The sequence below is a fragment of the Nonomuraea sp. NPDC049309 genome (assembly GCF_043196965.1).
GTDB classification, from domain to species: domain Bacteria; phylum Actinomycetota; class Actinomycetes; order Streptosporangiales; family Streptosporangiaceae; genus Nonomuraea; species Nonomuraea fastidiosa.
This window is the reverse complement of sequence record NZ_JBICSH010000007.1, coordinates 296,277-318,333: the sequence shown is the minus strand read 5'-3', so window position 1 is coordinate 318,333 and position 22,057 is coordinate 296,277. Positions and strand designations below refer to the sequence as shown.

The 22,057-nt window shown below is 71.4% G+C and carries 19 protein-coding genes and 1 tRNA gene; 7 read left to right on the top strand and 13 right to left on the bottom strand.

The genetic code is table 11. The features are described 5' to 3' along the window. Positions 1-2 precede the first annotated feature (2 nt). The 3 genes from ACGFIM_RS35805 (at position 3) to ACGFIM_RS35795 (ending at position 1,490) form a co-directional block, all read left to right on the top strand. A complete protein-coding gene (locus ACGFIM_RS35805; protein WP_364069718.1) occupies positions 3-656 on the top strand; it encodes a GNAT family protein in 654 nt (217 codons plus the stop codon). 124 nt (positions 657-780) lie between these two features. After that, the gene (locus tag ACGFIM_RS35800; RefSeq protein WP_393210072.1) at positions 781-1,365 is read left to right on the top strand and encodes a hypothetical protein; all 585 of its coding nucleotides are present in this window, start codon (positions 781-783) and stop codon (positions 1,363-1,365) included. A gap of 51 nt (positions 1,366-1,416) precedes the next feature. Then, positions 1,417-1,490: transfer RNA gene (locus tag ACGFIM_RS35795), tRNA-Ala, on the top strand. Between the two features lie 105 nt (positions 1,491-1,595). On the opposite strand, the gene ACGFIM_RS35790 is transcribed toward ACGFIM_RS35795, so the two are convergent. The 3 genes from ACGFIM_RS35790 to ACGFIM_RS35780 all read right to left on the bottom strand — a co-directional run bounded on the left by ACGFIM_RS35790 (position 1,596) and on the right by ACGFIM_RS35780 (position 3,488). Beyond that, positions 1,596-1,904 (bottom strand): tyrosine-type recombinase/integrase, encoded by a 309-nt coding sequence (locus tag ACGFIM_RS35790; RefSeq protein ID WP_393210069.1) that lies wholly within the window; start codon positions 1,902-1,904, stop codon positions 1,596-1,598. Positions 1,905-1,987: 83 nt separating this feature from the next. Continuing rightward, positions 1,988-2,854: a TIGR03560 family F420-dependent LLM class oxidoreductase gene (locus ACGFIM_RS35785; RefSeq protein WP_393210066.1), complete on the bottom strand. Its 867-nt coding sequence runs from the start codon at positions 2,852-2,854 to the stop codon at positions 1,988-1,990. Positions 2,855-2,882: 28 nt separating this feature from the next. Further along, a complete protein-coding gene (locus ACGFIM_RS35780) occupies positions 2,883-3,488 on the bottom strand; it encodes a TetR/AcrR family transcriptional regulator (protein WP_393210063.1) in 606 nt (201 codons plus the stop codon). Positions 3,489-3,633: 145 nt separating this feature from the next. Between ACGFIM_RS35780 and ACGFIM_RS35775 the strand changes: the two genes are divergently transcribed. Further along, positions 3,634-4,152 (top strand): DinB family protein, encoded by a 519-nt coding sequence (locus ACGFIM_RS35775; RefSeq protein ID WP_393210060.1) that lies wholly within the window; start codon positions 3,634-3,636, stop codon positions 4,150-4,152. A 76-nt stretch (positions 4,153-4,228) separates the two neighbouring features. Here ACGFIM_RS35775 and ACGFIM_RS35770 read toward each other — a convergent pair whose 3' ends face one another. From ACGFIM_RS35770 to ACGFIM_RS35755, 4 genes are all read right to left on the bottom strand, one after another. Next, positions 4,229-6,655, bottom strand: coding sequence for an FtsX-like permease family protein (locus ACGFIM_RS35770; protein ID WP_393210057.1), 2,427 nt, complete (start codon positions 6,653-6,655; stop codon positions 4,229-4,231). A 204-nt stretch (positions 6,656-6,859) separates the two neighbouring features. Beyond that, positions 6,860-8,689, bottom strand: a complete 1,830-nt coding sequence (locus ACGFIM_RS35765) for a rhamnogalacturonan lyase (protein WP_393210054.1) — start codon at positions 8,687-8,689, stop codon at positions 6,860-6,862. Between the two features lie 211 nt (positions 8,690-8,900). Then, positions 8,901-9,377 (bottom strand): GNAT family N-acetyltransferase, encoded by a 477-nt coding sequence (locus tag ACGFIM_RS35760; protein WP_393210051.1) that lies wholly within the window; start codon positions 9,375-9,377, stop codon positions 8,901-8,903. A gap of 51 nt (positions 9,378-9,428) precedes the next feature. Next, the gene (locus ACGFIM_RS35755) at positions 9,429-10,289 is read right to left on the bottom strand and encodes a hypothetical protein (protein ID WP_393210048.1); all 861 of its coding nucleotides are present in this window, start codon (positions 10,287-10,289) and stop codon (positions 9,429-9,431) included. 162 nt (positions 10,290-10,451) lie between these two features. Here ACGFIM_RS35755 and pip point away from each other — a divergent pair, with 162 nt between their 5' ends. Continuing rightward, positions 10,452-11,402 (top strand): prolyl aminopeptidase, encoded by a 951-nt coding sequence (gene pip / locus ACGFIM_RS35750; protein ID WP_393210045.1) that lies wholly within the window; start codon positions 10,452-10,454, stop codon positions 11,400-11,402. 65 nt (positions 11,403-11,467) lie between these two features. Here the strand turns inward: pip and ACGFIM_RS35745 are convergent, their stop codons facing one another. From ACGFIM_RS35745 to ACGFIM_RS35725, 5 genes are all read right to left on the bottom strand, one after another. Further along, positions 11,468-12,646 carry a Cmx/CmrA family chloramphenicol efflux MFS transporter gene (locus ACGFIM_RS35745; protein WP_393210042.1) on the bottom strand — a complete coding sequence of 393 codons (1,179 nt, stop codon included), beginning with the start codon at positions 12,644-12,646 and terminating at the stop codon, positions 11,468-11,470. Positions 12,647-12,923: 277 nt separating this feature from the next. Next, on the bottom strand, positions 12,924-13,712 hold the full coding sequence (locus tag ACGFIM_RS35740) for an alpha/beta fold hydrolase (protein WP_393210039.1): 789 nt from the start codon (positions 13,710-13,712) through the stop codon (positions 12,924-12,926). A gap of 333 nt (positions 13,713-14,045) precedes the next feature. After that, entirely contained in the window at positions 14,046-14,981 is a 936-nt protein-coding gene (locus ACGFIM_RS35735) for a DUF5996 family protein (RefSeq protein WP_393210036.1), read from the bottom strand. Between the two features lie 83 nt (positions 14,982-15,064). After that, positions 15,065-16,258: a hypothetical protein gene (locus tag ACGFIM_RS35730; RefSeq protein WP_393210033.1), complete on the bottom strand. Its 1,194-nt coding sequence runs from the start codon at positions 16,256-16,258 to the stop codon at positions 15,065-15,067. A gap of 112 nt (positions 16,259-16,370) precedes the next feature. Continuing rightward, entirely contained in the window at positions 16,371-17,906 is a 1,536-nt protein-coding gene (locus ACGFIM_RS35725) for a dolichyl-phosphate-mannose--protein mannosyltransferase (protein ID WP_393210030.1), read from the bottom strand. 153 nt (positions 17,907-18,059) lie between these two features. Here ACGFIM_RS35725 and rsmI point away from each other — a divergent pair, with 153 nt between their 5' ends. Together rsmI and ACGFIM_RS35715 are read left to right on the top strand one after the other, a co-directional pair. Continuing rightward, positions 18,060-18,929 carry a 16S rRNA (cytidine(1402)-2'-O)-methyltransferase gene (gene rsmI / locus ACGFIM_RS35720; RefSeq protein WP_393210027.1) on the top strand — a complete coding sequence of 290 codons (870 nt, stop codon included), beginning with the start codon at positions 18,060-18,062 and terminating at the stop codon, positions 18,927-18,929. Positions 18,930-18,953: 24 nt separating this feature from the next. Further along, positions 18,954-20,537: a dolichyl-phosphate-mannose--protein mannosyltransferase gene (locus ACGFIM_RS35715; protein WP_393210024.1), complete on the top strand. Its 1,584-nt coding sequence runs from the start codon at positions 18,954-18,956 to the stop codon at positions 20,535-20,537. On the opposite strand, the gene ACGFIM_RS35710 is transcribed toward ACGFIM_RS35715, so the two are convergent. Next, positions 20,464-22,020, bottom strand: a complete 1,557-nt coding sequence (locus ACGFIM_RS35710) for a hypothetical protein (protein ID WP_393210021.1) — start codon at positions 22,018-22,020, stop codon at positions 20,464-20,466. The genes ACGFIM_RS35715 and ACGFIM_RS35710 overlap by 74 nt on opposite strands. Between the last annotated feature and the right edge of the window lie 37 nt (positions 22,021-22,057).

Below are 22,057 nucleotides of genomic sequence, written 5' to 3'. Positions count from 1 at the left end.
TGATGAGAGTTGTGGATCGACTTCGTGGCTGGCCGGCGACACTCAACGAAGGTCCGGTAGGCCTCCGGCCGCTACGGCTGGGCGACGTACGCGTGTGGCGCGAGACGCGCGTGCGCAACGCCGACTGGCTGCGTCCGTGGGAGCCGAGCAATCCCGAGACGCCCCTGTTCAGGACCGGTCTCGGCCCCTACATCTCCATGGTGGGCACCCTGCGCCGCGAGGCGCGCCAGGGGCTGGCGCTGCCGTGGGTGATGACGTACAACGGGCGGTTTGCCGGACAGCTCACCGTTGGCGCAATCGTGTGGGGGTCTGCCCGTTCTGCGCAGGTCGGCTACTGGATCGACGGGGCGCTGGCCGGCCGCGGCATCACCCCCACCGCGCTCGCCATGGCCGTTGACCATTGCTTTTTCACCACTGGATTGCATCGGCTCGAGGCGAACATCCGTCCCGAGAATCACGCCAGCCGTAGGGTGGTTGAGAAGCTCGGATTCAGGGAAGAAGGCATTCGGCGGCGCCAACTCCACATCGACGGAGCCTGGCGCGACCACATTTGCTACGCGCTGACCGTCGAGGACGTTCCCGGCGGGCTGCTCGTGCAATGGCGTCGCGCGCGTGAGTCAGCGGCTCACGGGGGATCCTCCGTCGAAGAGGTTTGACGATCTCGCGACACACCGCACCGAATGCTCGTCAATCAGTGACACGCGGTCTTACGGTGCGTGACGTGAGCACATTCAAGGCGCGACGAGCACGACCGCGTCTTTGTGCTGCCCGGAGGTGGTCGTGAGTCCCGTCCTCCTCTATGTGGCCATCGTCATCATGTGGCTCTGCGTCCTCATCCCGATGTGGCTGCGCAGAGACAAGGCGAACCTTCAGGAGCTCGCCGAGCTCGAAGAGTATTACACCGGCGAGCACCAGCTGCCCGATCTCGACAATCTCGCGCCGTCCGACCCCGACGAGGACGACGGCGCACCGCCCGTCGAGATCGAGAAGGTCGACGTCCGGCAGTTCCGTCTCCGGCGGCGCGCCATCATCGTCGCCCGCCGGCGCCGCCTGCTCTTCTTCACCACCCTGCTGGTGCTGGCCTCCATCGTGACGGCGGCCGTCAAGGTCATCCCGTGGTGGGGCGTGGCGCCGTCCGTCGTCATCATGCTGACGTACATCGTGTTCCTGCGCATCGCGGTGAAGGTCGACATGGAACGCCGCGAACGCGCCCGCCAGGCCCGCGCCGAACGCCAGCGGCGGCTGCGCGAGCAGCGCCGCGCCGCCGCCGAGGCGGAGGCCGAAGTCATCGACTTCACCCCGGTGCACGAGGACGTCCTCTTCGATCAGTACGCCCAGCCGCCGAAGCGGGCGGTGGGCGACTAGAAAAGGATGGCGCGAGGACCCTCTGGGGTTTGGTAATCTAGTCGAGTCCTTGGGGATGTAGCGCAGTCCGGTAGCGCACTTCGTTCGCATCGAAGGGGTCAGGGGTTCAAATCCCCTCATCTCCACAAGGAAGATGCAGGTGAGAGGGGTCTTCGGAGAAATCCGGAGGCCCTTCTCCCGTGTCTGGGAGTCTTTGGGAGCCAATCGGGGAGCCATCTCACTCGGACTCTCTACCCGTGTCGGCTGTCGCCGAAGATGGTGTTGATGGTCTGGGCACCCTTGGTGATCACCGGCTTGAGCTGGTGCCGGTAGACCTTCTCCGTCACGCTGGTGCCCGCGTGCCCGACGAGATCGGCGATGGTCTCGATGGGCACGCCCTGGTCACTCATGATCGAGACGAACGAGTGACGCAGTTCGCGAGGGCTCCATGTGGTGCCGAGCCCCGCTCGTTTGGTGACTTTGCGGGAGATCGGAAGCGGCCTTCTGTGTTCCTGGGTGACCAACCGAGTGACGCTGTGGCCGGCCGCCTTCTCGGCCACAGCGTGGCGTTCACGGTGGGGCTTGGGAGCAGCCCCGAGGCCGCCCGGTCCTGGGTGAGGTCAGGTCTGGCGAGATGGGCCGGTCAGGCGAGACGGCGGGCGGCCTCGGCGACGGTGTCCACGGCCTGGACGGTCCAGGGCCCGCTGGTGAGGACCACCACGTGGTCGATGCCGAGCGGCGCGAAGCCGGCGCAGCGGTCGGCGAACGCGGCGGCGCTCTCACCCGGCCTGATCCTGGTCGCCATGATCTTCTCGATCTCGTCGTACGGCCGGCCGATCCGCTCGCACAGCTCGCGCAGCACGCCCAGCTTGCGCCGCGTGGTCTCGCCGCCGTCGGGGATGTCGAAGACGTTGCAGGCGTCGGCGTAGCGGGCGACCAGCGGCAGCGTGCGCTTCTCGCCGGTGCCGCCGATGAGGATCGGCGGGTGCGGCCGGGAGATCGGCAGGGGGCTGCACAGTGGTGCGTCCAGCGTGTAGTACGTCCCCCGGTACGGTTGCGCGTCGCCGGCCCACATCCGCAGCGCGATCTGCAGCGTCTCCTCGAGCCGGTCGAACCGTTCGGGCAGCGGCGGCAGCGGCAGCCCCATGGCGGCCGCCTCGTCGGCCTGGTAGCCGGCGCCGATGCCGAACAGCGCGCGCCCGCCCGACATGACGTCGAGAGTGGTCACGGCCTTGATCAGCAGCGCGGGAGGCCGGAAGGTGACCGCGCTGACCAGCGTCCCGAGGCGGATGCGTGAGGTTCGCGCGGCGAGGTAGCCGAGCGTGGTGGCGGACTCCAGCATCTCGGTCTCGCCGGGGCCCGCGCCGTACGGGTCGGTCTGCAGCACGTGGTCGGCCACCCACAGCGCATCCAGGCCGCCCGCGTCGGCGGCCTCGGCGATCTCGCCCAGGCGGGCGGCCATGGTGCCGTCGCGCCAGGAGAAGTTGGTCACGCTGATGCTCGTCTTCATTTGCGCGTTCCTCTCGACTGGCCGGCGGTCATGCGTCGAGCCCCCGCCGGAGCAGGGCGTATCCGCTCCTGGTACGGGCGGCGACGCGGTGGGCGAGCGCCTGCCCGGTGGCGCCGGCGAGCACCTGTTCCCGGGTGTAGGCGACGAGTGACTTGTGGACGGCGAGGATCAGGTGGGCGGCGGCGGCCGCGTCCTCGCCGAGCGTGGTGGTGCGCGCGATCACCTCGGTCAGGGCGAGCGCGGCGTGGTCGTAGGAGGCCCGCTCGCGGGCGAGCAGGGCGGGACTTGCGGCGATCATGCGGCTGATCGCGGCCAGCCGCTCCTCGTGTTCCGGCGACAGGGACGTGGGCTCCTGGCTCAGCAGGAACGTCTCGGCCGCGTCCACGATCCCCTGGCCGCCGGGGCGGTGCTCGATCGCGTCGATGAGGCGGGTCCAGAACCGGTCGAGCCGCTCGAAGACCAGGTCCTCCTTGGTGCGGAAGTAGTTGAACACGGTCGCCTCGGACACCCCGGCCGCCCGCGCGACCTCGGCGACCTTGACCTCGTCGAAGCCTCTGGCGAGGAACAGCTCCAGCGCCGCGTCGGCGATCGCGGCACGGGTGCGCTGCTTCTTCAGCTCACGGAGCCCGCTCATGCCGCGGCCAGGGGGCCCGCGTGCGGCTCTGCCTCATCGACGCGGGCCTGCGCCGCGAGCACGTCGTCCATGACGAACCTCCTCAAGCCGGGGTCAGTAAAGCTTAGAGTAACTCTAAATTTAGAGACACCGTAAGATTGGTCTCATGGTCTGGACCGCTCCTCCTGTCACCCGTGCCGACGAGCCCTTCGTCGCCGGCGAGCGCGCGATGCTGGAAGGGTTCCTCGACTGGCATCGCGGCACGCTGCTGCACAAGTGCGCCGGGCTCACCGCTGAGCAGCTCGCCGAGCGGGCGCTGCCGCCGTCCAAGCTGTCGCTGCTCGGCCTCGTACGCCACCTCACCGACGTCGAGCGCACCTGGTTCCGCCGCCGCTTCGCGGGCGAGCCGATACCCAGCCTCTACAGCAGCCCCGAGAAACCGGACGCGGCCTTCGACGAGGTCGATCCCGCACGGGCGGAGGAGGATCTGGCCGCGCTGGTCGCCGAGCAGGAGGCGGCGCGCAAGGCCGTCGCGGGGCTCTCGCTGGATGCGATCTTCGACAGCCCGCGCTGGGGGCCGATGTGCCTGCGCTGGGCGTACGTCCACATGAACGGCGAGTACGCCCGCCACAACGGCCACGCCGACATGCTGCGCGAGCGCATCGACGGCAGCACCGGGACATGACGCTCATCCGGCGCCTGCGACGATGGCAGGCGCGGAGCGCCCGGTACCTCGTCCCCGCGCCCGCGGCGCTCCTCGTCTAACCGCCGAGATCGACCGGCAGGTTCCCGGCGTACGGCGACAGGTCGACCGCCGGGCCCAGCACGTACGGCAGCAGCACGCCCAGCCCCAGCCCGGCCACGGCGGTGACGAGCACCACGGGCAGGACCTCCAGCGCGGTCAGCCGCCGCGCCTGCCGGTCCGACAGCCCCAGCGGACGCAGGTGCGACACCGCTCTGGCCCGCTCGGGCGCGCCGACGAGCAGCGCCAGGACGACGGCGATCATCGCGTACGCGGCCAGCGCCGCCGTCACCACCACGAACGACCGGCGGACCGCGCTCGTCAGCGGATCGTCCCTGATGGCGGCCAGCTCGGACTCCTGGGACGTGACGGTGCCGGACGGGACCAGGCGGGCCAGCTCGGGCAGGGCGGCGTCGCCGTCGATGAGCAGCGTGTTCACGGCGGGGCGGAGCTGCACGCCGATGGGCACGATCAGGAACCGGCCCTCGTCGAAAAAGCCGGGCACGGTCTCGGCGACGCCGCGCACGGGCAGCGTCAGCCGGGACTGCCAGCCGATCTCCAGCGTGTCCCGGCCGCGCAGCGCGGGGGAGACGAGCGCGCCGTCGGTCAGAGCGGGCAGGCCGACCGGGGTGCCGCGCAGGATGCGCCGCCATCGGCCGACGTCCACGGCGATGGCCTGGGCGCGCTCGCCGCCGTACCCGATCTGCACCTCGCCGGTCTGCGCGACCACCACCTCGCGTACCCCCGGGGTCCTGCGGACTTTCTCGATCGCGTCCTCGGGGATCTCGATGTCCGAGGTGATCTTGATGGGGGCGCCGGTGCGCTGCCAGGACGCCAGCCACTGCGTACGGGCGACGTCTCCGGACACCACCGCCGCGAACACCGACACGCCCAGCGCGGGCAGCAGGATCAGCACCGGCAGCACCCCGGCGGGACGCGCCCGCGCCGCCCTGGTCAGCCCCAGGAACGGCACCGCCGCCCGGCCCCGCGCGACCAGCCGGACGGCCAGCCGCAGCGGGTACGGGTAGCAGCGCAGCAGCACCAGTGCCGCCGCCACCGTCAGCGCCACCGGCACCACCAGCAGGAACGGGTCCTGCCCCGTGGCCTGGCCCAGCCCGCGGGCCCGCAGCAGGTACGCCCCCGCCAGCGCCAGCACCACGATCAGCACCTCCAGCGTCACGCGCCGGGCGGACGGGCGGGCGGCGACCAGGTCGTCACGCCGCTCGCGCAGCGGCAGGCGGTGCACGAACGCCGGGCGCAGGGCCGCGTACCCGACGGCCGCGAGCACCACGAACGGCGGCCCCGCGTGCACGATCGGCGGCACGGGCCCCGGCACGAGGAAGGACAGCGCGTACCCGAGCGCGGCGGCGGGCACCACCGCGATCGCCGCCAGCGCGGCGGGCACGGCGGCCACCTGCCGCAGCGCGCCGCCTCGCGCCCGCACCAGCGCCAGCGTGCCTTCGAGCCGTTCGGCGAGGAGGTGCACGGCCAGCACGATCACGCCCGCCGCCACGGCGAGCAGGCCGCCCAGCACCAGGTACATCACGGTCTGCGCGGTGGACAGCGCGGCGCCGAAGTCGCGCAGCAGCTTGGGCAGGCCGGTCTGGAGCTGGACCAGGCCGTTCGAGCGCAGGCCCACGGCACGGCCGAAGTCATCGACGGCCGTCCGCACGTCGGGCACGGCCGACGCGGCGGCCGCCCCCGCGTTCACCGGCAGGACCCAGCGGTAGGTGAGGAAGCGCCCCTCGCCGCTCAGCGCGCCCAGCCCCGCGTCGGAGATCAGCGCGGTGACGTGCTTCTCCAGCGGGCGCAGGCTCCGTACGTGCAGGACGTCCACGTTGTGCGACCAGTAGCGGTCGCCGGGGTCCCTGGCACGGAACACGCCGACGATCTTCGCGGCGGCGTAGTCGCTCTCGCCGACGACCTTCGTCTGGCCCAGCCGCAGATCCATCTTCTGCAGGGCCTCCTCGACGACCCCCACCTCGAACACGGGGATCGTCCGGCCCTCGTACCGCATCGTCGAGGGCGCGCCGGGCGGCCGTCCGGCGACCCAGGTCACGCGCCGGTCCGCGTCGGAGAGCCAGCCCAGGTTCAGGTACGCCTGGCCGCTCGTGCCGGTGATCGGCGTGAGGTACGTCTTGGCGCTCATGTGGCCGCCGGACACCAGGGTGCGCAGCGGCGCGGGCAGGGCCTCGCGCCAGAGCCGGTCGCTCGCGGCGAACTCGCGGCGTTCGTGCAGCTCGTGCTCGCGGGCCCGGACCTCCTGCGTCACGGTCAGGTCGGCCAGCTCGGCCGGCGCGGTGGTCAGCTTGCGGTGCAGCGCCTCGTCGTACGACGCCTGCATGGCCCTGGGCAGGCCCGCGGCGAGCAGGCATGCGCTGGACGCCAGCACGAGGAGCACGATCATCATGGCCCTGTGCTCCCGGGCGAGTAACCAGATCCGCACCGCTCCTCCCGACCCGCCTGATCGCCATTCTCGTCCGGTCTCGGCGTGAAACGCCGGACCGCTCCGACCTTTCCACGACTTATCCCGTACGCCAAGGAGTGAACCGCGGATCGGCCCGCCCGGCCTGAAGGCGGTGCGCGGAAACGCCGCCCGCTGAAACGGCGGGTGGCACCGGCCCGGTGCCGGTGCCACCCGTGGCAGCGGTCAGCGGACGTAGATGTCGGGTCGCGGCGGGGCCGGCATGCGGTCGCCGAGGAAGAAGCTCGTGTGCGGGGGCTGGTTGTAGGCGGTGTTCTGCCAGGCCACGGAGACGCGGTAGAGCGGGTCGTGCATCAGCGTGTAGATGCGCCGGTCCGTGGGCGTGGGGGTGGAGTAGATGCGCAGGGCGCGGTCGTCGGAGGTGGGCCAGATGACCTCCTCGCGCCAGTCGCCGAGGATGTCGGCCGACAGCGACGGGGTGGCCTTGGTGCCGTTGTTGGAGTGGACGCCGGAGGCGGTCAGCAGGCGGGTGTCGCCGTCGGTGCCGTACTTGTCGATGTGGGTCTGGTCGAGCAGCTCACGTACGGGGTCGCCGTCCCACCAGATGAGGAAGTTGATCGAGGACGGCTTGCGGCCGGCGTTGTTGCCGGTGACGCTGCGCAGGTTGCCGTCGGCGGCGGACCAGAACTCGCTGGCCACCCTGACCGTCGAGATGTCGCCGGCGACGCCGCGCCCGTTGTCGGAGCCGGACGAGGTGGACCACAGGATCTGGCCGTTGCGCGGGTCGATGTAGAGGGAGCCGGGCTGCGAGGTGGACTCGCTGACCTTGAAGTACTCCAGGCCGGACCTGGCGGGGTCGAAGTCGCCGAGGTGCTGGGCGTCGCCGTGGCCGGTGCGGGTGGACCACATGCCGGTGCCGTTGTCGTCCACGGCCATGGCGCCGTAGACGATCTCGTCGCGGCCGTCCTGGTCGATGTCGCCGACGGACAGGCTGTGGCTGCCCTGGCCGGCGTACTGGGAGCCGGCGTTGTCGCTGTCGAACGTCCAGCGCTTGGTGAGCGAGCCGTTGCGGAAGTCCCAGGCGGCGATGACGCTGCGGGTGTAGTAGCCGCGCGCCATGATCAGCGACGGGCGCTCACCGTCCAGGTACGCGGTCCCGGCGAGGAACCTGTCCACCCGGTTGCCGTAGTTGTCGCCCCAGGAGGAGACGTTGCCGCGCGGCGGGTCGTAGTCGACGGTGGACATCGCGGCCCCGGTCTCGCCGTTGAACATGGTGAGGTACTCGGGGCCGGACAGGATGTAGCCGCTGGAGTTGCGGTAGTCGGCGCCGGCGTTGCCGATGACGGTGCCGCGGCCGTCGATGGTGCCGTCGGCGGTCTTCATGGCGACCTCGGCCTTGCCGTCGCCGTCGTAGTCGTAGACCTGGAACTGCGTGTAGTGGGCGCCGGCGCGGATGTTGCGGCCCAGGTCGATACGCCACAGGCGGGTGCCGTCGAGGCGGTAGGCGTCGACGTAGACGTTGCCGGTGTAGCCGGACTGGGAGTTGTCCTTGGCGTTGGACGGGTCCCACTTGAGCACGATCTCGTACCGGCCGTCGCCGTCGAGGTCGCCGACGGAGGCGTCGTTGGCGCTGTAGGTGTAGGAGACGCCGTCGGGGGTGGTGCCGCCGGACGGCGGCTGGATCGGCACGTCGAGGTAGGAGCCGCCGGTGAAGCGGATGGAGGCGGGTGAGGCGGCCTGCTCGGAGCCGTTGACGACGGCCCGCACGGTGTAGGAGGCGTCGGCGGGTGCGCCGTCGTCGAGGTAGTTGGTGCCGCCGCTCAGCTCGGAGGCGATCCGGGTGGAGCCGCGGTAGAGGTTGAACGTGACGCCGTCGGGGTCGGTGCCGAGCAGCCGCCAGGAGACGAGGTTGCCCGACCCGGACCGTACGCTGATCAGGCCCCGGTCGAGGTCCTCCATCTGCTTGGCGGGGGCGGCGTGTGCGGGTTCGGGGGCGGCGGTGGCGGTGGCGGTCAGGGCGAGTACGGCGGCCGCAGCGGCCAGGCTTAAGCGCATGGTGGTGTCCTTTGCTCGGGGTAAGCGCTTTCCCAAGGGGCGAAAAGAAACTTTCATGCGGCGCTACGGCGGCGTGGTAGCGCTAACACTGCTGCGCCGGCGCTGGGGGAGGGGGTTCTACCTGCGGAGACGGTCACGGAGACTCCTTCGGCTGAGCGGGGAACGGGTGGGGCGCTGTTCGCGCGTATTAAAGCCACCGGGTGCCCCTGGCTCAAGCCCCGTTCTGCAACTCCCAGCGGATCTCGCCGTCCTGCGATCGCCCGGTCGGGCACAGCCCGGCCGCCGCGGCGACCGCCTGGGAGGCGGCGTGGGCGGGATGGATGTGCGCGATCACCGTGTCCACCTCGTCCAGGAGCCGCCCGACCAGCGCGGTGGCGGCCTCTTTTGCCAGGCCGCGGCCCTGCCACGGGGTGCCGATCACCCAGGCCACCTCGGCCGTGCGGCCCTCGACGGTCGCCTGCACGTAACCGACCAGCCGGTCCTCCGAGCGAAGCCGCAGCACCCAGTTGCGCCAGCCGGCCGGGCCCGTGGCCAGCCGCGCGTAGCGGGCACGCAGCTCCAGGGCGGTCAGCGGGGAGCCGCCGGTGAACTCGTGCAGCGCCGGATCGGAGAGCACGCCGGCCATCTCGCCGGCGTGCTCGGGCTGCAAGGGCACGAGAGTGAGCTGGTCGGTCTCGATGGTCTCCACCTCCCCATTCTGCAGGACATGCCGGACGTGGCGGCCGGGGCAGGCTCCGGCTCAGTCCGCCAGCAGCTCGTCGACCGCCTGGATGATGCCGAGCGTGTCCAGGACCGAGACGGTGGTGCTCGACTGCGACACCTGGCCGGGCCGCACGCAGAACAGCGGGCTGGTCAGCACCGTGTCGATCAGGCGCGGCACGCCGATCGCCGCGAGGAGCGTGGCCGGCGTCTGCGTGGGAGCGGGCGTCGCGGTGGCGGGGCAGATGGGCTTGGTGGTGACGAGCGCCTCGAAGTAGCGGGTGACGGGCTCGTTCTCGGCCTCCTGCGTACCGGTCCCGGACTGTGCGGGACGCTGCTGCGCGTCCGGGAGCGGCGTGGTGCGGGCGCAGGCGATGGCCCGGTCGACCAGTGCCTCCAGCAGGGCCTCCACCCGCGAGGACGGCGAGGCGGGGTCGGCGGCCGCCGCGGGGCTCAGGTCCGGCGACGGTGTGACGGTGGGCTCGGGGAGCGGCGACGGTGTGACGGTGGGCGTGGGGAGCGGCGTCGGCAGCGGCGGCAGGCTGGGCGAGGGGACCGGCGGCGTCGGCCCGGCCGCCGACAGCGGCACCGCCTCCCCGGCTGTTTCGGCGGCCGTCTCCCCGGCCGCCGCCTCGCCGGCGGTGGAGACGATCGCGTCGCCCGGCGTGAAGAAGCCCGCGAGCGAGGTGCCGGCCACGATCGACTCCATGAGGCCGCGGATGTCGTCGGCGGTGACGGTCCCGCTCAGGGGCGGCGGCGGGGACACGTTGATCTTGACGCCGTCGAGGTCGCTGCACTGCGCGCGGATGAAGGCCGGGTCGTCCTCCGCGTGCGCCACTGCGGCGGGTGCGAGCAGCGCGGCGGATGTAGCGGTCAGTACGGCGATGGCCTGCCTGTACATGTTGCTCCCCAAGAGTGATGATCGGCTATTCGTTGCGATCATTACCCTTAGTGGCGGTTCGGTTACTTCATGGTTGGATCTAGCCCTCTTTACCGGTGATCGGAGACATGGCCGGGCCGGTATATTCGAGCGCCGCCCTGAACAGAGAGGAAGGAGCCTCCCTTGCGTCCCCCGATCGAGCCGTACGACCACGGCCTGCTCGACACCGGAGACGGCAACCGCATCTACTGGGAGACCTGCGGCAACCCGGACGGCAAGCCCGTGCTGGTCGTGCACGGCGGGCCGGGATCAGGGTGCACGACCGCCGCGCGCCGCAGGTTCGACCCCGCGGTGTTCCGCACGGTCCTGTTCGACCAGCGCAACTGCGGCCGCAGCCTGCCGCACGCCGCCGACCACGACACCGACCTGACCAACAACACCACCCACCACCTCATCGCCGACATGGAGCGGCTGCGCGAGCACCTCGGCATCGACAGGTGGCTGCTGTACGGGGGCTCGTGGGGCTCGACGCTGATCCTCGCGTACGCCGAGACCCACCCCGAGCGCGTCTCGGAGATCATCATCACCGGCGTCACCATGACCCGCCGCTCCGAGACCGACTGGCTCTACCGGGGCGTCGGCCGCTTCTTCCCCGAGGCGTGGGAGCGGTTCCGGCAGGGCGTGCCCCCGGAGGACCGCGACGGCGACCTCGTCAGCGCGTACGCGCGGCTGCTGAACGACCCCGACCCGAAGGTCCGCGAGCGCGCCGCCATCGACTGGGTCACCTGGGAGGACGCGGTGATCTCCATGGAGGTGAACGGCTCGCCCGGCGCCTACAGCGGCCGCCCGCCGCGCGACGTCATGGCCCTGACCAGGATCTGCTCCCACTACTTCGCCAACGGCGCCTGGCTGGAGGAGGGCGTGCTGCTGCGCAACGCCCACCGGCTGGCCGGCATCCCCGGCGCGCTCATCCACGGCCGCCTCGACCTGAGCAGCCCGGTCCAGACGGCCTGGGAGCTGGTCCAGGCCTGGCCGGACGCCGAGCTGACCGTCATCGGCGACGCGGGACACACCGGCAGCGGGGCGTTCAAGCAGGCGGTGGACGCCGCCATCGAGCGCTTCACGCCCCGCTGACCGGCATCAGAGCGGCGGCACCACCTCGGCCTCCCGCCGCGAACGTGTCGCCGCGTGCATGATCCTCACTCTGCCCGGACGGGCGGGCCGGTCTCGACCTGGGTTCGCGGGCGGCTGAGGAACGGGCGGGTGGCGGCGGCGATGAGCAGCGCCGGCGCCACCAGCCCGGCGCTCACCCACAGCGGCGCGCGGAAGCCGAGCCCGGCGTCCATCGCCAGGCCGCCCAGCCAGGGGCCGAGCACCGCGCCGACGTTGAGCGCCGCCGTGGCGAAGCCGCCGGCCAGCGTGGGCGCGCCGGTGGCGGCGTACAGGACCTGGGAGATGAGCGTCGAGCCGACCGCGAACGACAGCGTCCCCTGGACGAAGACCAGCGCCACGGCCGGCCACGGAGCCCCGGCCACCAGACCGAAGACCGCCCATCCCGCGCCCAGCGCGAGCCCGCCGGGCAGCAGCAGCGCCATGGGACGCGTGTCGGCGAGCCGGCCGCTGATCGTCACCCCGGCGAACGAGCCGAGCCCGAACAGCGCGAGCAGGCCGGGCAGCCACGCCTGCCCGATCCCGGTGACGCCGGTGAGCAGCGGCGCGAGGTAGGTGAACGTGGCGAACGTGGCGCCGTTCACCAGCGCGGCCAGCAGCAGGAGCAGCAGCAGGCGGGGCCGGCGCAGCGCCCGCGCCTCGCCGCGTACGGTGCCGCCGGGGGCGCCGCCCGGCACCGACCGCAGCACCGCGACGATCGCCGGCACCAGCGCCAGCGCGACGGCCCAGAAGGCCGAGCGCCACCCCCACAGCCCGCCGAGCGCCGCGCCGCCGGGCACCCCGGCCACGCAGGCGATCGTGACCCCGCTGAGCAGGATCGACGTGGCCCGTCCCTTGGCATGCGGCGGGGCGAGCGCGACCGCGGTGGCCATGGCCACCGCGAGGAACCCGGCGTTGGCCAGCGCCGCCACCACGCGCGTGGCGAGCAGCACCGCGTAGTCGGTGGTGACCGCGCCGATCACGTGGGCCAGCAGGAACGCGATCAGGAAGGACAGCAGCGCGGCCCGCCGGGACCAGCGCAGGCTCAGCGCGGCCGCGAGCGGCGCGCCCGCCACCATCCCGGCGGCGAAGGCCGAGGTGAGCAGCCCGGCGGCGGGGATGGAGACGCCCAGCTCGCGGGCGATGCCGGGCACCAGCCCGGCCAGCATGAACTCGGACGTTCCCTGGGCGAAGACCGCCAGCCCGAGCAGATAGATGACGAAAGGCATGTGAAACTCCGCGACCCCGATCCAGGGATCGGCACAGGCAGGGCGCGCGGGAGCCCGGCTCCCGGCGCGCGGTGGACGGCCCAGGGGAGCGCCCTGGGCGAGGACCTGTGTCGCCGGTGGTCCGGACGGCTGTGCTCGGGATCAGCCCATGGCTGAGCGGCCCCTCACCTGGAGGGGGCGATGCGGAGCAGCCACCGGACGACCGGTGGCCGGCGTCTTGACGCCTCGGGGCTGTTCACGGGCCGCAACCTAGCAACGCAGGGCCGCGGCTGTCGAATCATTTCAGCGGGTGCCGGGCCAGGAACTCCAGCACCATCGGGCTCGCGACATGCCGGAACTCCTCGAAGTACGCATGCCGCGCGCCCTCGATGAGCCGCAGCTCGGCGCCGGGGATGCGCTCGGCGATCAGCGGCGCGTTGGCGGCCGGGTTGAAGACGTCGTCGGTGCCGTGGACGACGAGCGTGGGCGCGGTGATGCGGGGCAGCGCGTCCCAGGCGTCGTGCTCGGCGCTGGCGGCCAGGTGGCGGCGGCGGGCGTGGGCGGGCATGCCGGGGTCGCCGGTCGTGTGGTACGGGCCAGGGTGCCCGGCCAGCCAGGCGGGGGTGTACATGAGCTCGAGCAGGGCCCGCTCGGCGGCGGTGCGGTCGCGCTGCGCGAGCGACCTGCGGACCTCGTTGCTCCGCTCAATGCCGTGGGCGCCGCCGGGCGAGGTGCAGCCGAGCACCAGCGCCCCGACCCTGGCAGGGTGATCGGCGGCCAGCCACTGGGCGACCCGCCCGCCCATCGAGGTGCCGTAGACGTGGGCGCGCTCCACTCCGGCGTCGTCGAGCACGCACACCACGTCGGCGGCGAACCCGCGCGTGGTGTACGGCTCGTCCGGCTTGTCGCTGCCGCCGGTGCCGCGCCAGTCGAGCGTGATCGTCGTGTACGCGGCGTCGAAGTCGTCGCGTACGGAGTCCCACCAGCGATGCTCGTTGGCCTGGCCCTGGAGCAGCACGAGCGGCTCGCCATGGCCCCGGACCTGGTAGGACAGCTTCACCCCGTCGGGCGTCGTCGCGTACGGCACGCTTCCGATAGTGCCCGACGCCAGGTCTCGAAGAAAATTCGGGGGATGATGTCCGGTACGCGCCTCCTGCTCCGGCGTCTGCGTTGCGCGCGCGGGAGACAGGCTCCGGGCTGGAGTTCCGGATTCTTTCGGCGTGCCAGGGAATGACAGGGCCCCGGGTGTGGTTACATACAGCGTGGCCGGTGTGCCCAGTGTCCCCGGGCCTCACCTATTGCCTTCGCGGACTACCGTTCGGCTGGAGCCGCGTTGTGCCTTTCGCCGAGAGGCGACACGCACACCGGTACGCACACGTCGGGCGCCCGCCCTCCTCGGAGGGCGGGCGCTCACGCGTGTTCAGGCCCGCGACGTGTAGTAAGGGTCGGTGACGCCGCCGGGGGAGGCGAGCGCCGCCGTGTCCAGCCCGGTCAGCCGGGCCCCCGCCTGGTAGGCGCTCTCCAGGAACTCCAGCACGGTCCCCACGGGGTCGTCCATGACCCGCACGTCGTCATACCGCAGCACGGCCAGGTGGCTGCCGCGCGCGGGGATCCACTCGGCCCTGGCGGGCCGCAGCGGCTCGCGGGCCAGCCCCTCGGGCTCCGGCGCGGTGTAGGAGTAGAACGCCGGCCAGGGGCGCTCTCTGTCGCCGAACCAGAACCCCGAGCTGATCACCTCCCAGCTGTAGGCCTCCCGCGTGACCGGGTCGGCCTCGGGCGAGACCTTGACCACCCGCCCGGTGAACCTGGTCACCGCGATGTCGAAGGTGTGCCAGAAGTGGTGCACCGGGCTGGTCTTGCCGGCGAACTCGGCGGCGAACCTGTCGAGGAGCTGCGCGACCTGCGACAGGATCCGCCAGTAGCGGTTGATGAGCGCCGGGTCGTAGCGGGCGTGCAGCGTGTCCTCCGGGAACGGCGTGTCGTCGCCGAGGTCGAACGGCACCGGCCGGATCTCCGGCCGGATGCCCAGCGCGGCCAGGGTGTCGAAGAGCCGCCGGTAGAACGAGGCCACGCTCCTGCCGATGAGGCTGAACTCGGCGCTGCGGCCGTCGGAGACGTCGATCACCAGGCGGTGGCGTACGAGGTCGAAGTCGACGCAGAACAGCGGCTGCTCGCCGAGCCCGCCCATGGGCCGCGTGGTGAGCCCGCGGCCCGTCAGGTGGAACGGCACCTGCCACCAGTGGTTGCGCCGGTTGCTCGATGCCAGCCTGATCTTCCCCACGATCTGCGCGAACCGGTGAAAGGTCTCCTTTGCCTCGGTCCACTCCGCCAGCGGCATGGGCGGGAACAGCTCCATGACGGTCCCCCTCCGACATAGGGCGTATCCCGACAATCGTAACTACGGGGAGTATTCGCCCGTTTGCCCGGGGTGTCGGGCCGTCACCCGGAGCTGACGTACTTCCTCGGCCGCAGCGCGTGGGCCCGCAGCGCCGCCAGCGCCGCGAGCTGGCCGGGACGGTCCATCCGCACCACCAGCTCGTCGCTGAACGCCAGCCCCAGCGCCGTGAGCTGCGCCACCAGGTCCGTCACCGGGCCCCTGACGTCGTCCACGCTCGTCGTGGGATGCCAGCCCTCGCCGCCGACCACCTCGGCCACCCGCTCGATGAGCTTGGCCGGCGACATCAGCGTGCCGTCCGCGAGCAGCATCAGCGCGGCCTCCCTGGCCGACACCTCGAACTCGTGCTCGCCCCTGGCCAGCAGCAGCCGCGTGACCGCCGTCCACATGGCCGTCTTCGAGCGCAGCAGCCGCAGCCCGTAGTCGGTGATGGTGAGCTTGGCGCCGTCGCGGCGGATCGCGCCCAGCTCGCGCTCTGCCAGGTCGCGCAGCCGCAGTGCCTCGGGCGACGGCGCGAGCCGCAGCGGCAGCGTCTCGCCGGAGGCGGCCACCGACAGCAGCCGGTGCAGCGCGGGCAGCGGCTGCGGCTTGATGGGGGCGTGCAGCCGCACCTCGAACGGCTGCGCCAGCTCCCGCCTGGCCGGGCCGCGCCCCAGCACCCAGCGGTTGAGCCGCTCGCCGTGCACGCGATTGAGCCAGCTGTCGCCGCCCAGCTCGGCGCGCGGCTCGGTGAGCCAGCGCCGGGTCAGCGCCGTGCGGTCGACGTCCTCGCCGGCCACGATGGCCAGCTCGAGCGCGGCGGAGCAGGCGATGTGGGCGCCCAGCTCCTCCGGCCCCATGATCATGCTCCACTGCAGCTCCGGCACGTCGGGCGGAAGCACGCCCGTGGCCTCGAGAGCCTGCTGATAGGCGCTGGTGCCGGCCTCCTCGCCCTCGGTGGCGTACGTGCGCAGGATCTGCATCGTGGTGGGCGACACGCACAGATCGGCGTAACGGTCCATACCGCCGAGCCGGAGCAGCTGCCCCAGCGAGCGCGCCAGCCGCTCGTGGTCGCCGCCCTGCGGGCCGACCTTGAGCGGCAACGTGTACCAGAGGAACTCGCACACGTCGAGCTGGGTCACCGACTCCAGAGGCTCCCCGCCCGTCAGCCACTCGACGGCGGTCCTGGCCTCCTCGGCCACATCCGGTTGAGATCGCTCCAACTCGGTGAGAAGGGCGGTGACATCCGGTGCACTCATGCCTCGAAGTTTGCCGTATCGACCCCGGGCCTGACGATGACCGAAACCAGTGCGTATTGGGTCTTGCACAGCGACTACCTAAGAAATCCCTATCGAGCCGACTGTAAGATGATCATATCCACCGTTTCTCGAAGAGCATCCGCGCCTTCCACTCCGTGTAGGTGATGAGCTCGCCCGTCAGCACGGGATGCAGCCACCAGAAGTTGATCAGGGCGAGCAGCGCGAACGCGCCGACCACGGCGGCCCCGACGGTGCGCCGCGTCGGCATGGCCCCGGTCGCCGTCGGCGTCGCGGGCCCGATGATCAGCCCCGCGCACAGCGTGATCGCCAGGATCATGAACGGCACCATGGGGATGGCGTAGAACAGGAACATCGTCCGGTTGTCGGCGATGGCGAAGTAGAACCACGGCAGCCAGCCCATCGCGTAGCTGAGCAGCACCGCGCCCGCCCGCCAGTCGCGCGAGGAGACGTACCAGGCGATGAGGGCCACCAGCGCGGCCACCGCGCCGAACCAGATCACCGGCGTGCCCACGCCGAGCACCGCCTCCGAGCAGTTGTCGGCCCCGCAGCCGGCCTTCTTGCCCTCGTAGTAGAAGGCGACGGGACGCAGCAGCAGCGGCCACGACCACGGCTCCGACATGTAGTTGTGCGGCGTCTGCAGCCCGCTGTGGAAGGTGAAGACCTGCCACTGGTACTGGATCCACGACCGCATGGAGTCGACGAGGAAGAACAGCGGGTTGCCGCTCGAGGTGGCCTGGTCCCAGTTGCGGCCGTAGCCGGAGTCGGTGGCGAACCAGCCGATCCAGGTCAGCATGTACGTCACGAACGGCACCAGGCCGAACGCCAGCGTCGCCTGCGGCACGTCCTTGTTGAACGCCCCCACGTACGGCTGCCGCAGCCCGAGCGCGCGGCGGGCGCCGTGGTCCCATGCGAGCGACATCGCGGCGAACGCCACCAGGAACGCAAGGCCCGACCACTTGACCGACATCGCGAAGGCCAGGCACACCCCGGCCGCGATCCGCCACCACCTGATGCCGAGCGACGGGCCCTGCGCGGTGATCGGCGACGTCTCGTACCAGGTGGCCAGGCGTTCGCGGGCCTGGTCGCGATCCACCACCAGGCAGGCGAACGCGGCGAGCACCCAGAACATCAGGAAGATGTCGAGCAGCGCCGTGCGCGAGAGCACGAAGTGCAGGCCGTCCAGCGCGAGCAGCAGGCCCGCGAAGCAGCCGAGCAGCGTCGAGCGGGTCATCCTACGCGCCACCCTGGCCAGGACCAGGATCGACAAGGTGCCGATCAGCGCGGCGGCGAAGCGCCAGCCGAACGGGTTGAGCCCGAAGAGCCACTCGCCGGCGCCGATCATCCACTTGCCGAGCGGCGGGTGCACCACGTACGAGGCGCACTTGTCCAGCTCCTGCGGGGCGCACGACTGGAAGATGTCGGTGCTGCCCGCCATGACGGCCTCGTCGGCCTTCTTGATCGTGACGTGCTCGACGCCGTAGGTGATCAGCGAGTACGCGTCCTTCATGTAATACGTCTCGTCGAACACCACGGCGTTGGGATGTCCGAGCTGCATGAAGCGCAGGATCCCGCCGAAGAGCGTGACCAGCAGCGGGCCGATCCACCCCCACAGGACGCTGCCGCGCATGGGAGGCACGAGACGATCACGTACGGAACGAGCGGGGGAAGGGGCAGGGTCCTTCATGTGCTCGTATCCCTGGTACGGAGAATCGGTCACCGCCATTCGGACATCGTACGGGCCCCAGAGCGGTGGTTACCCAAGAAACACGGTCCAATTGGGATGCCCTGCCACAATGGTCGGGTGACAGGGAACGGCAGGTTGGTGCTGGCAGGAGCGCCCATCGGACAGGTGGGCGACGTGTCCCCGCGGCTGCGCGAGACGCTGGCGAGCGCCGACGTCATCGCGGCCGAGGACACCCGGCGGCTGCGCAGGCTCGCGGCCGACCTCGGGGTCGAGCTGACCGGCCGGGTCGTGTCCTACTACGACCAGAACGAGGCGGGCCGCGCACAGGAGCTGATCGAGGTACTCAGGCAGGGCCGCACGGTCGTGGTGATCACCGACGCCGGCATGCCCGGCGTCTCCGACCCCGGCTACCGCCTCACCAGCCTGGCCGTCGAGGCGGGCGTCCCGGTCACCGCGCTGCCGGGGCCGAGCGCCGTCACCACCGCGCTCGCGGTGTCCGGCCTGGCCAGCGACCGGTTCTGCTTCGAGGGCTTCCCGCCGCGCAAGCCGGGCGACCGGGCCCGCAGGCTGGCCGCGCTGGCCACCGAGGAGCGCACCATGGTCTTCTTCGAGGCGCCCCACCGGCTGGCGAGCAGTCTCGCGGCGATGGCCGAGGCGTTCGGTCCCGACCGCAGGGCGGCCGTGTGCCGCGAGCTGACCAAGACGTACGAGGAGGTCCGCAGGGGCGGGCTCGGCGAGCTGGCCGCGTGGGCGGAGGACGGCGTCAAGGGCGAGATCACGATCGTGGTGGCCGGCCACGTGCCGGGCCAGGCGGAGCGCGACCCCGCCGAGCTGGTCGCGGAGGTGGAGCGCAGGGTCGCGGAGGGCGAGAAGCGCAACGCCGCCATCGCCGGCGTGGCCAAGGAGGCGGGCATGCCCAAACGGGAGCTGTACGACCTGGTCCACCGGGGGAGTCACACCTCCTAGGCGGCGCAGGCTAGGGTGCGCAGGGTGCGTCATCAGGGGTTATCACCGCGCCGGCTGGTCCCTCCGTTCCAGGGCGGCGCGCTCGCCGGCTGGCTCGGGCCGCTCGCGGTCGCCCTCTTCGGGGGCCTGCTCCGCTTCATCAGGCTCGGCGAGCCGAGGGCCGTCGTCTTCGACGAGACCTATTACGCCAAGGACGCCTACTCGCTGCTGGTCGAGGGCGTCGAGCGCAGCATGCTCGGCGACGCCGAGAACCCGATCGCCGACCGGCGGCTGCTCGCCGGCAACCTCGACATCTTCCGCCAGTGCGCCCAGCCGGATGACTGCGCGTCGTTCGTGGCGCATCCGCCGCTCGGCAAGTGGATGATCGCCGTGGGCGAGTGGCTGTTCGGCATGAACCCGTTCGGCTGGCGCTTCGCCGCGGCCCTGGCCGGCACCCTGTCCATCCTGATCCTGGCCAGGGTGGCGCGCAGGATGACCCGCTCGACGCTGCTCGGCTGCCTGGCCGGGCTGCTGCTGGCGCTGGACGGCCTGCACTTCGTGCTCTCGCGCACGGCGCTGCTCGACGTCTTCCTGATGTTCTGGGTGCTGGCCGGGTTCGCCTGCCTGGTGGCCGACCGCGATCACGCGCGGACGCGCCTCGCCGACCGGTACGCGCCCGAGCCGCTGCGCGGGCCTCGCCTCGGATGGCGGCCGTGGCGGCTGGCCGCCGGAGTGTGCCTGGGCGCCGCCTGCGCTGTGAAGTGGTCGGGGATCTTCTTCCTGCTGGCCTTCGCCGTGCTGTCGCTCATGTGGGACGCCGGGGCCAGGCGGGCGACGGGGGCGCGCGAGCCCTACCGCGGGGCGTTCGCCTACGACGCGCCGGGCGCGCTCGGCTCCTTCGCGCTCGCGCCCGCCCTGATGTACGTGGCCTCGTGGACCGGCTGGTTCGCCACCTCGCGCGGCTGGGGCCGCAACTGGGACCAGGCCGCCTCGGGCAGCCCGGTGCACTTCGTCGTCGACTCGGCCCGCTCGTGGTTCCACTACCACATGGAGGTCCTCGGCTTTCACAGCAACCTGCAGACGCCGCACCCCTACATGTCGGAGCCGTGGACCTGGCCGCTGCTGCTGCGGCCCGTCGCCTTCTACTACGAGGGCGACAAGGGCGGCTGCGGCGCCGCCGAGTGCTCGCAGGCCGTGTTCGGCGTGGGCACCCCCGCGCTCTGGTACGGCTCGGCCATCGCCCTGATCGGCCTCATCGCGTGGTACGTCGCCACCCGCGACTGGCGGGCCGGGGCCGTGCTGCTCGGCTACGCCGCCGGCTGGCTGCCGTGGTTCTACTACGCGGTCGCCGACAACCGCACGATGTACCTGTTCTACATGGCGCCCGTGCTGCCGTTCATGGTGCTGGCCGTGGTGCTCATGGCCGGGCTCGTGCTCGGGCGGAGCTCGGCGGCGCCCACGAGGCGGGCCGTCGGGGCCGCGGTCGTCGGCGCGTTCGCGCTCATCGTGCTCGTCAACTTCTGGTGGCTGTCGCCCGTGCTGAGCGCCGAGGCCGTCACGCACGCACAGTACTGGGCTCGGATGCTGCTGTCCTCTTGGGTGACCACTTCGACCACCTCGGCCACGTGACGCCGCGGCGCAGCGTGATCGCCGCGGCGATGCAGGCCAGCGGGACGGCGGGCAGCACGTAGCGGTAGTCGAACTCGGCCGTCGCCGCCGGCGCGAGCAGCAGGCCCATCGCGCCCAGCCACGGCAGCACCACGGGGCCGCCGAACCTGCGCCAGCGCACGACCACGCCGTACAGGCCGATGAGCAGGATGCCGCCGAGCATGATGCCGCGCAGGTAGACCACCTTCTGGTAGGCGCTCATGATGTCGGCCCACGGGTGCACGATGCGGGTCTCCGGCGGGCCCTGCTCGTAGGCGAACGCGTCGGTGTCGGTGCGGCCGCCCGCGTAGGAGGCCCACTTCGGCAGCCGCTTCGGCTGGCCGTTGCCGTCGATCTCGACGTACGGCTTGAACTGGTACATGTTGTACGTCGACTCGTCGGGGAAGCGCGGCCTGGCCCAGTGGAACGAGCGGAAGAAGTCGCGCGCCACCACCTTCAGATAGTCGCCGGGCTGCGACAGGATGGCCCGCGTGGCGAACGCGCTGGCCGCCTCGTTGGTGATCTCGCTCCACTTCTTGTCGGCGCCCCACCGGTGCAGCACCTCGCCGGTGCCGGTGCCGTCGCCGTTGCCCTGACCCCACAGGTACCACTGCGCGTAGTCTTTGCGCTGGCTGATCGGGTCGTTGATGCACAGCAGCAGGAGCTGGACCTCTTTGTACTTGTCGATGTTCATCTTGTTGCAGTCGGCGAAGATCGCCGTGCGCATGTAGAGGATCAGCCCGTCGCTGTTGGTCATGGCGAATTTCCCGTGAACGGCGGCGAACCACCCCATGTACGCCATGACCGGCACCGCGCACGCCGTCACCACCGCCGTGATCGGCCGCCATCCCGTCCGCTTGACCAGGAGATAGAGCACCACGAGCGCGAGGATCGGCAGACCGATGGAACGCGTCAGCCAGGTGAGCGCCAGGAGCAGGCCGACGACCACGCCCGCCTTCCACGACAGCCGGCGTTTCCACAGCACCAGCGTGATCACGCCCACGACCAGCAGCGTGAACTGCGTGTCGGACATCACGAGCTGTTCGAGCTGGATCTGGTAGGCGTCGAACAGCACGGGCGCGGCCGCCAGCGTGGCCCCCCACTTCGGCAGCCGGAACTTGATGCGCAGCAGCGCGTAGATCAGGCAGGCCGTGGCCAGGCCCATGAGGTGCTGGGTGAAGACCACCAGCGTGAAGCTGTGAAACGGCTTCAGCAGCAGCAGCCAGAAGCTGTAGCCGTCGGGCCTGATGGGGTGCGGCCGCGGGTGCAGCGCCACCGAGACGTACTCGTAGGAGTCGTTGAACCACATCGCCGGCCCGTAGCCGAGCATGGTGATGAGCCGCAGCACGGCACCGGCGCCGAAGGCCGCGGCGAACACCCGATGCCTGCGCAGCATGGACAGCGCACGTGCTGCCCGACCTGGGGCGGAGTGGTCCACAGGGGTAATCTCCGCGACGCTCACCATGTTGTAAAGAATGCCAGCCGTTTTCGGGTCCGTGCCC

Bases quoted from the DNA above. Each gene is read 5' to 3' on its own strand.
- ACGFIM_RS35780 (WP_393210063.1), bottom strand. From the start codon at position 3,488: ATGAGCGGGCTCCGTGAGCTGAAGAAGCAGCGCACCCGTGCCGCGATC.
- ACGFIM_RS35735 (WP_393210036.1), bottom strand. From the start codon at position 14,981: ATGGAGCTGTTCCCGCCCATGCCGCTGGCGGAGTGGACCGAGGCAAAG.
- ACGFIM_RS35730 (WP_393210033.1), bottom strand. From the start codon at position 16,258: ATGAGTGCACCGGATGTCACCGCCCTTCTCACCGAGTTGGAGCGATCT.
- ACGFIM_RS35765 (WP_393210054.1), bottom strand. From the start codon at position 8,689: ATGCGCTTAAGCCTGGCCGCTGCGGCCGCCGTACTCGCCCTGACCGCC.
- ACGFIM_RS35785 (WP_393210066.1), bottom strand. From the start codon at position 2,854: ATGAAGACGAGCATCAGCGTGACCAACTTCTCCTGGCGCGACGGCACC.
- ACGFIM_RS35805 (WP_364069718.1), top strand. From the start codon at position 3: ATGAGAGTTGTGGATCGACTTCGTGGCTGGCCGGCGACACTCAACGAA.
- rsmI (WP_393210027.1), top strand. From the start codon at position 18,060: ATGCCCTGCCACAATGGTCGGGTGACAGGGAACGGCAGGTTGGTGCTG.
- ACGFIM_RS35745 (WP_393210042.1), bottom strand. From the start codon at position 12,646: ATGCCTTTCGTCATCTATCTGCTCGGGCTGGCGGTCTTCGCCCAGGGA.
- ACGFIM_RS35710 (WP_393210021.1), bottom strand. From the start codon at position 22,020: ATGGTGAGCGTCGCGGAGATTACCCCTGTGGACCACTCCGCCCCAGGT.
- ACGFIM_RS35755 (WP_393210048.1), bottom strand. From the start codon at position 10,289: ATGTACAGGCAGGCCATCGCCGTACTGACCGCTACATCCGCCGCGCTG.
- ACGFIM_RS35725 (WP_393210030.1), bottom strand. From the start codon at position 17,906: ATGCGCGGCAGCGTCCTGTGGGGGTGGATCGGCCCGCTGCTGGTCACG.
- ACGFIM_RS35775 (WP_393210060.1), top strand. From the start codon at position 3,634: ATGGTCTGGACCGCTCCTCCTGTCACCCGTGCCGACGAGCCCTTCGTC.